Below are 13341 nucleotides of genomic sequence, written 5' to 3' on the forward strand. Positions count from 1 at the left end.
GCAGATCGGCGAGCGCAACCGACTTCTGACTGTGTCGGGGCCCAGGGCGCGCTGGCGACAGTGCGCCCTGGTCCGGTCATGCCGCTCCCGGGCATTTGCACATGCTGCCCCGCAGCCTCTAGCTTGCGGCCGGTTCGCGCGGCGTTGCGCGCTCCAGCCTCGGGAGCCCCTCCATGCCCAGCAAGATCGATCTTCTCAATCCCGCGTCGCTCTCTCCGCCGACCGGCTATTCGCACCTCGCGATCGTCGAGGCCGGCAAGCAGGTGCATGTCTCCGGCCAGGTCGCTTACGACCCGATGGGCAAGGTGGTCGGGGAGGGGGATATCGCCGCCCAGGCCGAGCAGGTCTACGCCAACCTCGCCGCCGCCCTGGCCGCCGCCGGCACCGACTTCACGAAAGTGTTCAAGCTGGTGACCTACGTCGTCGGGCTCAGCACCGAGAAGGCGGTCGCCGTACGCAAGGTGCGGATGAAGTATCTCGGCGATGGTCCCTATCCGGCGAGCACCATGGTCGGCGTCACCGCGCTCGTCGATCCGCGCCTGCTGATCGAGATCGAGGCGATCGCGGCGCTGGATTGAGGCGTCGTCCGCAGGGCTTGCGGCGGCACGCGCCGCTCGCCATATCTCAGTCACGCGGTTGGGTTCGCCTTTCGCGTGCGGGGTGCTGCGCAAGCGGGCTCCGATAGTTCCAGAGGCGCCTTTTCAAGGGCTTCGTGATGACGCGTCCGCCTAGCCTGTCGCATCCCTTTCTGCTCGGCTTCGACGATATCGAGCGGGCACTCGACCGTGTCGCCAAAGGCGCCGGCGATGGCTATCCGCCCTATAATATCGAGCGCATGCCGCGCACGGAGGATGAGCCCGACAAGCTCAGGATCACGCTCGCCGTGGCCGGGTTCTCGCGCGACCAGCTCGAGATCACGCTGGAGGAAAACCAGCTGACCATCCGCGGCCGGCAGGTCGACGAGAAGACGCGGCATTTCCTGCATCGCGGCATCGCCGCGCGGCAGTTCCAGCGCTCCTTCCTGCTCGCCGACGGCATGCAGGTCCTGGGGGCTGATCTCTCGAACGGGCTGCTCGCCATCGATCTGGCCCGTCCGGAACCGGAACGGCTCGTCAGGCGTATCGATATCATGAGCCGCGACTAGGCCCCTGAGGGCTACAGAAGGTCTTTACGAGAAAGGCATGCGGTTTGCCTTCCGTTCATGATCAAGGATGCACAATCAAACCGCCTCGCACTGCTCTGAAGGAGGGCGCGATGACTGAGACCAGAAACAACCCTCTGACCACGGCCGAATTCGCCGCTCTCGGCAACGGCCAGGTCGCCTATCTCAAGCCGATCATGTCGGATGAGCTGGCCCGCATCTTTCCGCAGGCACCGGATATCGAACCCGGCCTGCAGCTCTTCGCGCTGCTTGCAGCCGATGGCGCGCCGATCCTGGTGACCGATTCCCGCGAGGCCGCGACGGCCAACGCCTGGGAGCACGATCTCCGGATGGTCAGCCTGCACTGACCCGAAACGTCTATGCCGTCGTGGGCGCGATGCCCTCGACGGCGGCGACGAGGCGTGCGATGTCCTCCGGCGTCGACAGGCGATGGTCGCCGTCCTTGACAAGGGTCAGCACGACCGGATCGTGCGGCAGATGCTCGACCAGCTTGAGCGCCTGACCATAGGGCACGTCGGGATCCTTCATTCCCTGCAGGATATGGATGGGGCAGCCGGTTTCGAGCGGGTGCCCGAACAGGAGATGGTTCCGTCCGTCCTCGATCAGCGCCCGCGTGATCGGCATCGGTTCGGGAGAATACTCCGAAGGCCGCTGCCAGACGCCGTCCCTGAGGATCGTCACGCGGATCGCCTCCGGCATCTGCGCCCACATCAGCTCCTCGGTGAAGTCGACAGCCGGCGCGATCAGGACGAGGCCGGCGGGCTGCAGGTCCGGGGTGGTCTTGCGCAGTTTCAGCGTCGTCAGCAGCGCGACCCAGCCGCCCATGGACGAGCCGACCAGGACGGCAGGGCCTTGCGTATGCGCGGCGAGGACAGCCTGCGCATCCTCGATCCAGTGCGACATCGTCCATTGTGCGAATTCGCCGCCCGATTCGCCATGGCCGGCATAGTCGAAGCGGATGAAGGCGCGCCCGGTGCGCTCGGCCCAAGCGGCCAGCGCCTCGGCCTTGGTCGCGCGCATGTCCGAACGCAAGCCGCCGAGCCAGACCACCGGCGGGCCCTTGCCGGCTTGCGTCAGCACTGCGATCTCCCGGCGTTCCGCGCCGGAGCCGACGCTCAGAAATTGCGGCTGGGGCCTCGTCACTTTAATCTCTCCTGTGATGAACCGGGCGAAAGCAGGTATAACCCTGCTGCAATCCCGCCCGATTTTGTGATCATCACGACCCCGATAGCATCGGCGAGTCGCCAAGCAGAAGGCCCTTTCGAATAGTGAGCATCTCCCTGCGTTCCGGCGCGCACCTCTCCCTGCCGTCGACCGAGACGCATCCGCTGGCCGGGCGCACCGTGCTGCAGATCATCCCGGAGCTGGAAGCCGGCGGCGCCGAGCGCACTGCGGTCGACATCGCCGCTGGGCTGACCGAGGTCGGCGCGCGGGCGCTGGTCGCGACGGAGGGTGGGCGGCTCGTCGCCGAGCTGCAGGCCAAGGGCGGCATCTGGCTGCCGTTTCCGGCGGCGGCCAAGAACCCCGTCTCGATGCTGCTCAACGTGCGGACCTTCGCCCTGCTCTGCAAGCGCGAGCGGGTCGAGCTCGTTCACGCCCGTTCGCGGGCGCCGGCCTGGGTCGCGCTGGCGGCGACGCGGGCGCTGAAGCTCCCCTTTGTCACCACCTATCACGGCTCCTACAATGCCCGCTCGGTGGTGAAGAACCTGTACAATTCGGTGATGGCGCGCAGCGACGTCGTCATCGCCAACTCCGGCTACACCGCCGACCTGATCCGCGCCCGCCACCCCTTCGCCCGCGATCGCATCCGCGTCGTCCATCGCGGTACCGATTTCTCCGCCTTCGCGCCGTCGGCGGTGAGCCCGGAGCGGATCAGCGCCCTGCGCAGCGCCTGGGGCGTCGAGCCGCATCAGCGCATCGTGCTGCTGCCTGGCCGGCTCACCGGCTGGAAAGGCCAGAAGGTGCTGATCGAGGCGGCGCGCCAATTGCGTGATGCCGGCGATGAGGACACCGCCTTCATTCTCGCCGGCGACGCTCAAGGCCGCGATGGCTATGTCCGCGAGCTCGACGACGCCATTGCCAGGGCCGGGCTGGAGGGCCGGGTCCGCCGCGTCGGCCATTGCGCGGACATGCCGGCCGCCTTCCTGGCGGCGGCCGTGGTGGCGGTACCCTCGACGGAGCCGGAAGCCTTCGGCCGTGTCGCAGTAGAGGCGCAGGCCATGGGCACGCCGGTCGTCGTCTCCAATCTCGGCGCCGTGCCGGAGACGGTGCTGGCTCCGCCCCAGGTCGCGCCGCAGGAACGATCCGGCTGGCACGTCCCACCCGATGATGCGGCGGCGCTCGCGCAAGCCCTGCGCGAGGCGCTGGCACTGCGCCCCTCCGCCCGCGATGCGCTGGCGCGCCGCGCCCGGCTGCATGTCGAGCGCCACTTCTCATTGGCCTCGATGGTCAATGACACACTCGATGTCTATTGCGCCCTGCTCGGGCGCTGAAACCGGCCTGATCCATTGACAACGCTTCGCGTTGTGCAATGTGTCTCACCAACGGCGCGATGCGCGCCATTCACAGGAGAATACAGCCATTCGTCGTCCATTCCGTGCCGCACCAGCCCCCGTCAAGGACGGTCCTCGCGCCAACCGCGACATCCGTGGCGTCCGCGACGTCCAGCTCATCGACGATACCGGCGCCAATCGTGGCGTGGTCTCGTTCTTCGAGGCGCTCAAGATTGCCGAGGACGCCGGTCTCGATCTGGTCGAGATCGCCCCCAATTCTGTGCCTCCGGTCTGCAAGATCCTCGACTACGGCCGCTTCCGCTTTCTCGAGCAGAAGAAGGCGTCCGAGGCGCGCAAGAAGCAGCGCACCATCGAGATCAAGGAAATCAAGCTTCGCCCCGGCATCGACAAGCACGACTACGACGTGAAGATGAAGGCGATGCACGGCTTCTTCGAGGAGGGCGACAAGGTGAAGGTCACCTTGCGCTTCCGCGGCCGCGAGATGGCGCACCAGGACCTCGGCGTGAAGGTGCTGGAGCGCGTCAAGGTCGATACCGTCGACGTCGCCAAGGTCGAGAGCGACTGGCAGCTCGAAGGCCGCCAGATGGTCATGGTGCTCGCGCCCCGATAAGGCGCGGGCGTCACGAAGACGTGAAAAAGGGCGCACTGCCGGTGCGCCCTTTCTCGTTCAGCCCAGCAGGCGTTTCAACTTGCGGACCGCGCTGTCCGGCGTTGTCAGCACCGGCTTGCCCGTCATCTCCGCCACCGCCGATGCGGCCCGTGCCAGGCTGAACTGCGCCAGAGCGATTGCGTCGCACCCCGCCAGATCGCTAGCCGCCAACGCCGCCAGCCGGTCGTGCTCGGCCCCGTCGCCGCGATCGAGCGCGGCGAGCGCGCCCACCGCCAGCTTCGGCGTGACAGTCAGCGATCCCGGAAATTCCGGCGGCATCGACTGCAGCGTCGGCCCGAAGCTGGCGAGCAGGCCGATCCGGCCACCGATCGCCATGGCTTCCTCGATCATCGCCTCGTTCGGCTTCAGCACGGGCAGGGGAGCCAGCGCGCGCTGCACCGCCTCGATGCAGGGGCCGAAGGCCGAGCAGGTGAAGAGGATGCCGTCGGCGCCGGTCGCCCGCGCATAGCTGGCGAGGCTGAGAAAGCGCCCGGTCATCCCCTCGGTGATCCGCCCGTCGCGGGAGAGATCGGCCGAGAGGCTGTCGTCGAGCAGGTTAATCAGCGTGACTTCTGGCCAAAGCCGCGCGAACGCCGCCTCGATCGGAGGCGGCGAATGGCGCAGCGCATGGATCAGCGCGATCCGCATCAGCGAATGGGATGCGGGTATTGCAGCCCGCCCTTGGAGGCGAGGTCGTTCAGCCCCCGCTTCAACTGCAGCTTCGATCCCCCACCGACATTGCGCTCGAAGCTCTCGCCGTAATTGCCGATGTGCTTGATGACGCGATAGGCCCAGTCATTGCTCAGGCCGAGGCCCTCGCCGAATTTGCCTTCGACGCCGAGCAGCCGCTTGATCTCGGGATTGCCCGATTTCAGCTGCTCGTCGACGTTGGCCTTGGTCACGCCGAGCTCCTCGGCGTTGAGCATGGCGTAGTGCACCCATTTCACCAGCGCGACCCAGCTCTCGTCGCCGCGCTTCACCGCCGGGCCGAGCGGCTCGCGCGAGATCAGTGTCGGCAGGATGACGAAATCGTCGGGCTTGGAGAATTTCAGGCGCTCGGCGGCGAGGCCCGAGGTGTCGGTGGTGAAGGCGTCGCAGCGCCCGGCCTCCAGCGCCTTCACGCCCTCCTCGTTGGTGGCGAAGCCGATGATCTCGTATTTGAGTTTGTTGGCGCGGAAGAAGTCGGCGAGGTTGAGCTCGGTCGTCGTTCCCTGCGTCACGCAGATCGAGGCGCCTTCCAGCCCCTTCGCCTCGGTGACTCCGAGCGACTTGCGCACCATGAAGCCCTGGCCGTCGAAATAGTTGATGATCGGCCAGGACATGCCGGCCGAGGTGTCGCGGGACATCGTGTAGGTCGCGTTGCGGGCGAGCATGTCGACCTCGCCGGACTGGACCACGACGAAGCGCATCTGCGGCGTCGTCGGCACGAACTTGACCTTGTTGGGGTCGTTGAAGATCGCGGCAGCGACGGCGCGGCAGAGATCGATGTCTAGCCCGTCCCAGCGCCCGTCCGGCCCCTGGATGCCGAAGCCGGGCAGGGCGATGTGGTTGCCGCAGATCAGTTCGCCGCGCGCCTTGACGCGGTCGAGCGTGCTGGTCTGGGCGCTGGCAGCGCCGGTGAAGCCGAGCGCGGCGAGCCCGGCAAAAGCCAAATGTTTCAGTCGTTTCATGATCGTTCCCCTGTTGTGGAAGCACCGGGCTCTTGTCGGCCCGGATCCTGGTTGAGCCTTTAGGCCGGTCGGGCCGAGGCCAAACTCGCATCGAGCGCGTCGCCCAGCCGCTCGACGATGGTGTCGACGGTCGCCGCGTCGATGATGAAGGGCGGCGCCAGCAGGACATGGTCGCCGGCGGTGCCGTCGGCCGTGCCGCCCATCGGGTAGACCAGCAGGCCGCGCTCCTGCGCCGCCTGCTTGATCCTGGCGTTGAGTTTGAGCGCCGGGTCGAAGGGCGTCTTGGTCGAGCGGTCGGCGACGATCTCGACGCCCCAGAAATGGCCGCGCCCCCGGATGTCACCAACATGGTGGTGATTACCGAAGCGCTCGCGCAGGCGCTGCTCCAGCCGCGCTCCTTGCCTGCGGACATTGGCGAGCAGGTCGTCGCGCTCGATCACCTGCTGCACCGCCAGCGCGGTGGCGCAGGCGAGGGGATGGCCCACATAGGTCTGGCTGTGCGGGAAGACGCCCGAGCCCTGTCGGAGCGTCTCGACGATCCGCTTCGAGGCCAGCATCGCGCCGATCGGCGCATAGCCCCCGCCGAGGCCTTTGGCGATCGCCATCAGATCGGGCGCGATGCCTTCCTGCTCGCAGGCATGCAGCGTGCCGGTGCGGCCCATGCCGCTCATCACCTCGTCGAGGATGAGGAGCACACCATGGCGGTCGCAGATTTCGCGGATGCGCTTGAAATAGCCGGGCGCTGCCGGTACCGCGCCGAGCGTCGCGCCGACCACGGTCTCCGCAACGAAGGCGCAGACCGTCTCCGGGCCGAGCTCCAGGATCTTGGCCTCGAGCTCGTCGGCGACGCGAAGCGCATACTCCTCGCTGCTCTCGTCGGCACGCCGGCCGCGATACTCGTAGCAGGGAGAGATGTGATGGCCCTGCATCAGCATCTGCTCGAAGGGCGCGCGGTCCTTCATCCGCCCGCCGACCGAAAGCGCGCCGAGCGTGATGCCGTGATAGCTCTGCCGGCGCGAGATGAAGTTGACGCGACGCGTCTCACCCTTCTCGACGAAAAAATGCCGGGCCAGCTTCAGGCAGGCCTCGATCGCTTCCGAGCCCGAGCTGCAGAAATAGACTGAACCCATTCCGGCAGGCGCCCGCGCGATCAGATGGTCGGCGAGCTCTTCGGCCGCGTCGGTGGTGAAGAAGCTGGTATGGGCGTAGGCGAGCTTGTCGATCTGCGCATGCATCGCCGCCAGCACGTCGGGATGGCCATGGCCGAGACAGGACACGGCGGCGCCGCCCGAAGCGTCGATATGCTCGCGCCCGTCGCGGTCGCGCAGCACCATGCCCTCGCCGCCGGCCGCGGTCGGATAGGTCTTGCTCAGCATGCGATGCAGGATGTGGCTCATCGATGGCCTCGCCTGGTGGATCGGGGGGTGAGGAAGGTGCCGGCCGCGTCGAGCGCGGCTTCGTGGCGGGCAATCGCGTCGAGCGCGGCCTTGCCCTTGCGCGCCGTCATCAGCGCCGCCAGGCATTCGACTGCGGCGAAGGCCGGCGTCATCGTGTGGAAGAAGGAGGGCGTCTCGGTCCGCACCAGCAGTGCCACATCGGCGATGGCGGCGAGCGGAGAGAGAGCGCTGTCCGTCAGCGCTATAACCTTTGCGCCGCGCTCCCGCGCTATCTCCGCAGCCTGCACGGTCTGGCGCGTATAGGGCGCGACCGAGACGGCGAAGAGCGCATCGCCCGGCCCGATCCGGCGCAGCGCGTCGATGCCGCGCCCGCCGGCGCCGTCGGCCAGCACCGAGCTCGCCCCGATCAGATCGCGGATGTAGTCGAGCATGAAGGCGGCCGGAAAGGCCGAGCGCAGGCCGAAGCAGAACACCGTCTGCGCCTCGCTCAAGAGGTCGGCCGCCTGTTCGAAACGGGCGAGCGCCTGTGGTTCGCGCAATGCCTTGAGATGTTCGGCCAGCGCCGCGAACATGTCCTGCGCGATCGCGCTCGGACCCTCATCGCCATGGCGCTGCATCAATTCGCCGGCGCGGCCGGCAAAACCTTCCGGCCGCCGCCGCAGTGCCGCTGCATGGACGGCGCGCAACTCGTCATAGCCCTTGAGGCCGAAGCGCTGCGCCAGCCGGGTGAGGGTGGCGGGCGACAGACCGGCGCGCTTGGCCTGCTCGCGCGTCGTCAGCAGCGCGACATCGGCCGGATGGTCCAGCACCCAGCGTGCCGCCGCCTGCAATTGCTGCGGCAGCTGTTCGAAGCTCTCGGTGAGGCTTGCCGTCAGGCCGGATTTGTCCATGCGCCCGAGCTTAGCAGGGGTGCGCACACTATGAAACATATTATTTGATATGACATATATGAAACAATCGTTTCACATCATGCGACACCACTCGCGACCGCCGAGTTCGGCTCAGCTCCGAGCCAGGAGCCCGTCGAGCATCAGGTTGAAGGCATCGATCGCCTTGCGCGAGATCGCTTCCGGCTCGGGGGCGTTCGCGATCCACTGCGCCGCATATTGCGTCGCCCCCGCGATCAGTCTCGCGGCTGCCTCGGGATCGATAGGGGCAATGACGCCGGTCTCGGCCAGCTTCGTCAGGCTTTCCGTCATCGAGCGGATACACTCGCTCAGCGTCGGCCAGTCCCAGGGATCGCCGAGGACGGCTGGGCCGTCGCGCAGCATGATGCGCTGGATTTCGGGATAGAGCGCCAGCTCGATATAGGCGGTGCATTCGTCGCGGAAGCCCGTCCAGGGGTCGCCGGCCTTCGCCGAGACCGCCTGCATATGGGCGTTCATCTCGCCATCGATCTCGGTGATCACCGCGACCAGCAGGCCCTTCTTGTCGCCGAAATGATGATAGAGCGCGCCGCGCGTCAGCCCGGCCGAGGCGGTGAGGTCGTCCATCGAGGTCTGCGCATAGCCGACCGTGCCGAAGGCGGCGCGCGCCGCGGCGATCAGCTTGGTCCGCGTCTCCGCGATCATCTGGCTGCGCGGCTTGCGCATCATCCATATTCCTTTCGCATACGGTGCGTATGTGAATTGACATACGTTGCGTATGTAATTACTCATGTCACATACGCAACGTATGTCAATTACGCTTCGATGTGACGGAGACGTCCATGCCTAACCCCTATCGCGAAATTTTCCGGGCTCCCGGCTCGATCGGCTTTTCAGCCGCCGGCTTCATCGCCCGCATGCCATTTTCGATGGTGACGATCGGCATCGTCACCATGCTCTCCCAGGCGCGTGGGCAATACTGGCTCGCCGGTGGCGTCGCCGCGACCTTCGCTCTCGCCAATGCACTGATCGCGCCGCAGATCTCGCGCCTGGTCGACCGCCACGGCCAGAGCAAGGTGCTGATCCCTGCCACACTCGCGACCGTCGTCGCGCTGACCGGACTGATGCTGGCGACGCGCCTGGAGGCGCCGAACTGGGTGCTCTTCCTGTTTGCCGGCCTCGCCGGATTGACGCCCAGCATGATGGCGATGGTGCGCGCCCGCTGGACCGAGATCTATCGCGACACGCCGCATTTGCGCACTGCCTTCGCTTTCGAATCGGTGGTGGACGAGGTCATCTTCATGCTCGGCCCGGTGATCGCGATCGGCCTCAGCGTGGTCTGGTTCCCGGAGGCCGGGCCGCTCGCGGCGACGATCCTGCTCGCCGTCGGCATGGCTCTGTTCGTGGCGCAGCGCGCCACCGAACCGCCGGTGCATGCCCATGACGCCGGTGCCCGCGGCTCCGCCATCCGGCTGGTGCCGGTGCAGATCATCGCGCTGCTGATGGTCGCGCTCGGCGTCGTCTTCGGCACGGCCGAGGTTACCGCGGTCGCCTTCGCCGAGGCGCAGGGCAACAAGGCAGCGGCGAGCCTCGCGCTCGCGGCCTATGCCGCCGGCTCCTTCATCACCGGCCTCGTCTTCGGCGCGCTCCGTCTGCGTATGCCGCTCGCCATGCAATTGCTGCTCGCGATCGGGCTTGCCGCGGCGACGACGCTGCCGCTGCTGATCGTCTCGTCGCTCTGGATGCTGGGCATCGTGCTGTTCATCGCCGGCGCCTCGATCTCGCCGACCGTCATCGTCGCGATGGCGCTGGTCGAGCGGCATGTGCCGGCCGCGAAGCTCACCGAGGGGATCACCTGGGTGATGACCGGCATGGGCATCGGCATGGCGGCGGGCTCGGCCGCCTCCGGCTGGCTGATCGACGTCTATGGCGCGAGCACTGGCTTCTACGTCTCGGTCGCCGGCGGGTTCTCGGCGCTGGCGATCGTCGCGGCCGGGTTCTGCCTGATCGCCGAGCCGCGGCGCGAGCCTGAGCCGGCCCTTGCCTGATTGGATAAGGAAGGCCGCGCTTGCAAGGGCGCGGCTTTTCTGTCATAGGCGCCACCTTCGATCGCCCGGCTGATAAGGGCTGCCGTGGCGGTCGTTCTTTGCTTCCCAAAGCAAAATTGAAGCGGCGCATTGTTCGCGCTCGCGACCTATGAGGAGCTGAAATGCCCAAGATGAAGACTAAATCGGCCGCCAAGAAGCGGTTCAAGGTCACCGGAACCGGCAAGGTGCTCTACGCCCAGGCCGGCAAGCGTCACGGGATGATCAAGCGGACCAACAAGCAGCTCCGCAATCACCGTGGGACGAACGTTCTTTTCGAAGGCGATGCCGCCAACGTGAAGAAGTACTTCCTCCCCAACGGCTGACGTCCCCTAACTTTTCCGGAGATCAAACATGGCTCGCGTGAAACGGGGCGTTACGTCCCACGCCAAGCACAAGAAGACATTCAAGGCCGCCAAGGGCTTTTACGGCCGCCGCAAGAACACGATCCGCGCCGCCAAGGCGGCCGTCGATCGGTCGATGCAGTACGCCTATCGCGACCGCAAGAACAAGAAGCGGACCTTCCGCGCGCTTTGGATCCAGCGCCTGAACGCGGCGGTGCGCGAGCACGGCCTGACCTATTCGGTCTTCATCGGCGGGCTCGCGAAGGCGGGCCTCGAGCTCGACCGCAAGACCCTGTCGGCTCTCGCCATCGATGACGCCGCCGCCTTCGCCGCGGTGGTCGAGACGGTCAAGGGCGCACTGGGTACCGAGGCCCAGGCCGCCTGAGCGGACTTAGCCGATCGGAATGCAAGAGGCCGGCGGAAACGCCGGCCTTTTTCGTTTCCGTTACCTTTCTGGTCATCCCGGACAAGCCGCGAAGCGGCGCCGATCCGGGATCCATTCCGGAGCCTTTCCAAGAAAGGTTCAGGAATGGGTCCCGGGTCTTCGCTGCGCTCCGCCGGGGACGACCGCGGTGAGATGTGGCGGGCTTTACGTCTGCACGTTGTCCACCGCCTTCGGCGTCCAGCCCTCGCCGGCAGCCTCGACGATGCGCCGATAGGCGTCATCGGGGCTGTCGGCGTAGCAGAACAGCTTCAGATCCTCCTGCCGGATGAAGCCGGCCTCGGCCATCCGCGCGAGATTGATCAGCCCCTGCCAGTAGGCGCTGTCGCAGAGCACGATCGGCACCGGCGGCATCTTGCCGGTCTGCACCAGTGTCATGATCTCGAAGAGCTCGTCGAGCGTGCCGAAGCCGCCGGGAAAGACCACCAGCGCCGCCGCCCGCATCGCAAGGTGCATCTTGCGCATCGCGAAATAGTGGAAACGGAAGGTCAGGTCCGGCGTCGACCAGGCATTCGGCTCCTGCTCGTGCGGCAGGGTGATGTTGAAGCCGATCGTGACCGCGCCGGCCTCGGTCGCGCCGCGGTTGGCGGCCTCCATGATGCCGGGCCCCCCGCCGGTGGCGATGACATGGCGCTTGCCGCTCTCCTTGCCGTCAAGCGCGCCGCCGCGCTCCGAGGCGATTTTGCCGAACTCCCGCGCCGCCTCGTACCAGGGATTGCCCTCGCGCACACGTGCCGAGCCGAAGACGACGATGGTCGAGACGATGCCGCGGGCGCGCAAGGCATCCTCGGCCTTCTGGTATTCGAGCATGAAGCGTGCTCCCCGCGTCGAATCGCCGAGGATGAAGTCCTGGTCGAGTGCGGCGATCCGGTAGGAGGGCGAGTTCTTCTGGGCGGTATTGTCAGGCATGCTCGTCGTCTCCGTCATCGGCACTGCATAGCTGCGCCGGACCATTCCTGTCGCCCCTTGCCGTCCAAGGTAAGGATGATTGCGACGGGATTGTCATGAAGCCGTGGCTAGAGTGCCGACAGCGTCGAGAACTGCGTGAACGGGATGCTTTGCCAGCGTGATTGGACTGGCATCCGCTTGCCGGACCCCCTAGAAGGTGGCTCGCTAACGGACCTTATTGGCATGAACGACATCGATACCCTTCGCGAGTCCCTGGTCGGGGAGATCGAGGCGGCCGGCGACGAGGCGGCGCTGGAGCAGCTGCGCATCGCGGCGCTCGGCAAGTCCGGCTCGGTCTCGGGCCTGCTGAAGACGCTCGGCACGATGACGCCGGAGGAGCGCAAGGAGCAGGGCCCGCGCATCAACGGTCTGCGCGACATCGTCCAGCAGGCGATCGCCGCCCGCAAGGACGCGCTCGGCGAGGCGGCGCTGGAAGCGCGGCTCGCGAGCGAGCGGCTCGACATCTCGCTGCCGGTACGCGAGGGGCCGGAGGCGCGCGGGCGCATCCACCCGATCAGCCAGGTCATCGACGAGATCACCGCGATCTTCGGCGACATGGGTTTCTCGGTCGCCGAAGGTCCGGATGTCGAGACCGACGACCTCAACTTCACCAAGCTCAACTTCCCGGTCGGCCATCCCGCCCGCGAGATGCACGACACCTTCTTCTTCGCGCCCGATGCCAATGGCGAGCGCAAGCTGCTGCGCACCCATACGTCGCCGGTCCAGGTGCGCACGATGATGTCGCATGAGCCGCCGATCCGGGTGATCTGCCCGGGCCGGACCTACCGCATGGATTCCGACCAGACCCACACGCCGATGTTCCATCAGGTCGAGGGCCTCGTCATCGACAAGAAGACCCATTTCGGCCACATGAAATGGGTGCTGGAGGAGTTCTGCAAGGCGTTCTTCGAGGTCGAGGGCGTCAAGATGCGCTTCCGCCCGTCCTTCTTCCCGTTCACCGAGCCGTCGGCCGAGGTCGACATCCAGTGCTCGCGCAAGGATGGCGAGATCCGCTTCGGCGAGGGGGAGGATTGGCTCGAGATCCTCGGCTGCGGCATGGTCCATCCGAACGTTCTGAGGAATTGCGGGCTCGACCCGGACGTCTATCAGGGCTTCGCCTGGGGCATGGGCATCGATCGCATCGCCATGCTGAAATACGGCATGCCGGACCTGCGGCCGTTCTTCGAGGCGGATGTCCGCTGGCTGTCGCATTACGGCTTCCGTCCGCTCGACCTGCCGACTCTGACCGGCGGTCTGACCTCTTAA

General features: G+C 66.6%; 16 protein-coding genes. 9 read left to right on the forward strand and 7 right to left on the reverse strand.

All coding sequences use genetic code 11. The features are described 5' to 3' along the window. The first annotated feature begins 173 nt into the window (after positions 1 to 173). The 3 genes from V7S63_RS14795 to V7S63_RS14805 all read left to right on the forward strand — a co-directional run bounded on the left by V7S63_RS14795 (position 174) and on the right by V7S63_RS14805 (position 1509). Complete coding sequence (locus tag V7S63_RS14795; protein ID WP_336530767.1) at positions 174 to 578, forward strand: RidA family protein; 405 nt, start codon at positions 174 to 176, stop codon at positions 576 to 578. Between the two features lie 137 nt (positions 579 to 715). Then, positions 716 to 1144, forward strand: a complete 429-nt coding sequence (locus tag V7S63_RS14800) for an Hsp20 family protein (protein WP_336530768.1) — start codon at positions 716 to 718, stop codon at positions 1142 to 1144. 110 nt (positions 1145 to 1254) lie between these two features. Continuing rightward, positions 1255 to 1509 (forward strand): BQ00720 family protein, encoded by a 255-nt coding sequence (locus V7S63_RS14805; protein ID WP_091831714.1) that lies wholly within the window; start codon positions 1255 to 1257, stop codon positions 1507 to 1509. 10 nt (positions 1510 to 1519) lie between these two features. Here V7S63_RS14805 and V7S63_RS14810 read toward each other — a convergent pair whose 3' ends face one another. Beyond that, entirely contained in the window at positions 1520 to 2305 is a 786-nt protein-coding gene (locus V7S63_RS14810; RefSeq protein WP_336530769.1) for an alpha/beta hydrolase, read from the reverse strand. A gap of 131 nt (positions 2306 to 2436) precedes the next feature. Between V7S63_RS14810 and V7S63_RS14815 the strand changes: the two genes are divergently transcribed. Together V7S63_RS14815 and infC are read left to right on the forward strand one after the other, a co-directional pair. Then, on the forward strand, positions 2437 to 3654 hold the full coding sequence (locus V7S63_RS14815) for a glycosyltransferase family 4 protein (protein WP_244543774.1): 1218 nt from the start codon (positions 2437 to 2439) through the stop codon (positions 3652 to 3654). Positions 3655 to 3742: 88 nt separating this feature from the next. Next, positions 3743 to 4285: a translation initiation factor IF-3 gene (infC, locus tag V7S63_RS14820; protein WP_091832415.1), complete on the forward strand. Its 543-nt coding sequence runs from the start codon at positions 3743 to 3745 to the stop codon at positions 4283 to 4285. A gap of 57 nt (positions 4286 to 4342) precedes the next feature. Here the strand turns inward: infC and V7S63_RS14825 are convergent, their stop codons facing one another. From V7S63_RS14825 to V7S63_RS14845, 5 genes are all read right to left on the reverse strand, one after another. Next, on the reverse strand, positions 4343 to 4972 hold the full coding sequence (locus tag V7S63_RS14825; RefSeq protein WP_336530770.1) for an aspartate/glutamate racemase family protein: 630 nt from the start codon (positions 4970 to 4972) through the stop codon (positions 4343 to 4345). Continuing rightward, the gene (locus V7S63_RS14830; RefSeq protein WP_091831710.1) at positions 4972 to 5994 is read right to left on the reverse strand and encodes an amino acid ABC transporter substrate-binding protein; all 1023 of its coding nucleotides are present in this window, start codon (positions 5992 to 5994) and stop codon (positions 4972 to 4974) included. Before V7S63_RS14830 ends, V7S63_RS14825 begins: the two co-directional genes overlap by 1 nt. A gap of 59 nt (positions 5995 to 6053) precedes the next feature. Next, positions 6054 to 7391, reverse strand: a complete 1338-nt coding sequence (locus V7S63_RS14835; protein WP_336530771.1) for an aspartate aminotransferase family protein — start codon at positions 7389 to 7391, stop codon at positions 6054 to 6056. Next, complete coding sequence (locus V7S63_RS14840; protein WP_336530772.1) at positions 7388 to 8281, reverse strand: MurR/RpiR family transcriptional regulator; 894 nt, start codon at positions 8279 to 8281, stop codon at positions 7388 to 7390. The genes V7S63_RS14835 and V7S63_RS14840 overlap by 4 nt, the downstream gene beginning before the upstream one ends. A 111-nt stretch (positions 8282 to 8392) precedes the next feature. Beyond that, positions 8393 to 8983 (reverse strand): TetR/AcrR family transcriptional regulator, encoded by a 591-nt coding sequence (locus tag V7S63_RS14845; RefSeq protein WP_336530773.1) that lies wholly within the window; start codon positions 8981 to 8983, stop codon positions 8393 to 8395. A 116-nt stretch (positions 8984 to 9099) separates the two neighbouring features. Between V7S63_RS14845 and V7S63_RS14850 the strand changes: the two genes are divergently transcribed. From V7S63_RS14850 to rplT, 3 genes are all read left to right on the forward strand, one after another. Continuing rightward, entirely contained in the window at positions 9100 to 10305 is a 1206-nt protein-coding gene (locus V7S63_RS14850; protein WP_336530774.1) for an MFS transporter, read from the forward strand. 161 nt (positions 10306 to 10466) lie between these two features. Continuing rightward, positions 10467 to 10667 carry a 50S ribosomal protein L35 gene (rpmI, locus tag V7S63_RS14855; protein ID WP_091831700.1) on the forward strand — a complete coding sequence of 67 codons (201 nt, stop codon included), beginning with the start codon at positions 10467 to 10469 and terminating at the stop codon, positions 10665 to 10667. A gap of 28 nt (positions 10668 to 10695) precedes the next feature. After that, positions 10696 to 11070: a 50S ribosomal protein L20 gene (gene rplT, locus V7S63_RS14860; RefSeq protein WP_100959089.1), complete on the forward strand. Its 375-nt coding sequence runs from the start codon at positions 10696 to 10698 to the stop codon at positions 11068 to 11070. Positions 11071 to 11274: 204 nt separating this feature from the next. Here rplT and V7S63_RS14865 read toward each other — a convergent pair whose 3' ends face one another. Beyond that, the gene (locus V7S63_RS14865) at positions 11275 to 12036 is read right to left on the reverse strand and encodes an LOG family protein (protein WP_336530775.1); all 762 of its coding nucleotides are present in this window, start codon (positions 12034 to 12036) and stop codon (positions 11275 to 11277) included. A gap of 222 nt (positions 12037 to 12258) precedes the next feature. On the opposite strand from V7S63_RS14865, the gene pheS reads away from it, so the two are divergent. Next, positions 12259 to 13341 carry a phenylalanine--tRNA ligase subunit alpha gene (gene pheS / locus V7S63_RS14870; RefSeq protein WP_336530776.1) on the forward strand — a complete coding sequence of 361 codons (1083 nt, stop codon included), beginning with the start codon at positions 12259 to 12261 and terminating at the stop codon, positions 13339 to 13341.

It is taken from the genome of Allobosea sp. CCNWLY174 (genome assembly GCF_037120455.1).
GTDB lineage: Bacteria > Pseudomonadota > Alphaproteobacteria > Rhizobiales > Beijerinckiaceae > Allobosea > Allobosea lupini.

Coding starts and splice junctions, on each gene's coding strand:
- V7S63_RS14795 (WP_336530767.1), top strand. CDS start 174: ATGCCCAGCAAGATCGATCTTCTCAATCCCGCGTCGCTCTCTCCGCCG.
- V7S63_RS14800 (WP_336530768.1), top strand. CDS start 716: ATGACGCGTCCGCCTAGCCTGTCGCATCCCTTTCTGCTCGGCTTCGAC.
- V7S63_RS14805 (WP_091831714.1), top strand. CDS start 1,255: ATGACTGAGACCAGAAACAACCCTCTGACCACGGCCGAATTCGCCGCT.
- V7S63_RS14825 (WP_336530770.1), bottom strand. CDS start 4,972: ATGCGGATCGCGCTGATCCATGCGCTGCGCCATTCGCCGCCTCCGATC.
- V7S63_RS14830 (WP_091831710.1), bottom strand. CDS start 5,994: ATGAAACGACTGAAACATTTGGCTTTTGCCGGGCTCGCCGCGCTCGGC.
- V7S63_RS14835 (WP_336530771.1), bottom strand. CDS start 7,391: ATGAGCCACATCCTGCATCGCATGCTGAGCAAGACCTATCCGACCGCG.
- V7S63_RS14840 (WP_336530772.1), bottom strand. CDS start 8,281: ATGGACAAATCCGGCCTGACGGCAAGCCTCACCGAGAGCTTCGAACAG.
- V7S63_RS14845 (WP_336530773.1), bottom strand. CDS start 8,983: ATGCGCAAGCCGCGCAGCCAGATGATCGCGGAGACGCGGACCAAGCTG.
- V7S63_RS14850 (WP_336530774.1), top strand. CDS start 9,100: ATGCCTAACCCCTATCGCGAAATTTTCCGGGCTCCCGGCTCGATCGGC.
- rpmI (WP_091831700.1), top strand. CDS start 10,467: ATGCCCAAGATGAAGACTAAATCGGCCGCCAAGAAGCGGTTCAAGGTC.
- rplT (WP_100959089.1), top strand. CDS start 10,696: ATGGCTCGCGTGAAACGGGGCGTTACGTCCCACGCCAAGCACAAGAAG.
- V7S63_RS14865 (WP_336530775.1), bottom strand. CDS start 12,036: ATGCCTGACAATACCGCCCAGAAGAACTCGCCCTCCTACCGGATCGCC.
- pheS (WP_336530776.1), top strand. CDS start 12,259: ATGAACGACATCGATACCCTTCGCGAGTCCCTGGTCGGGGAGATCGAG.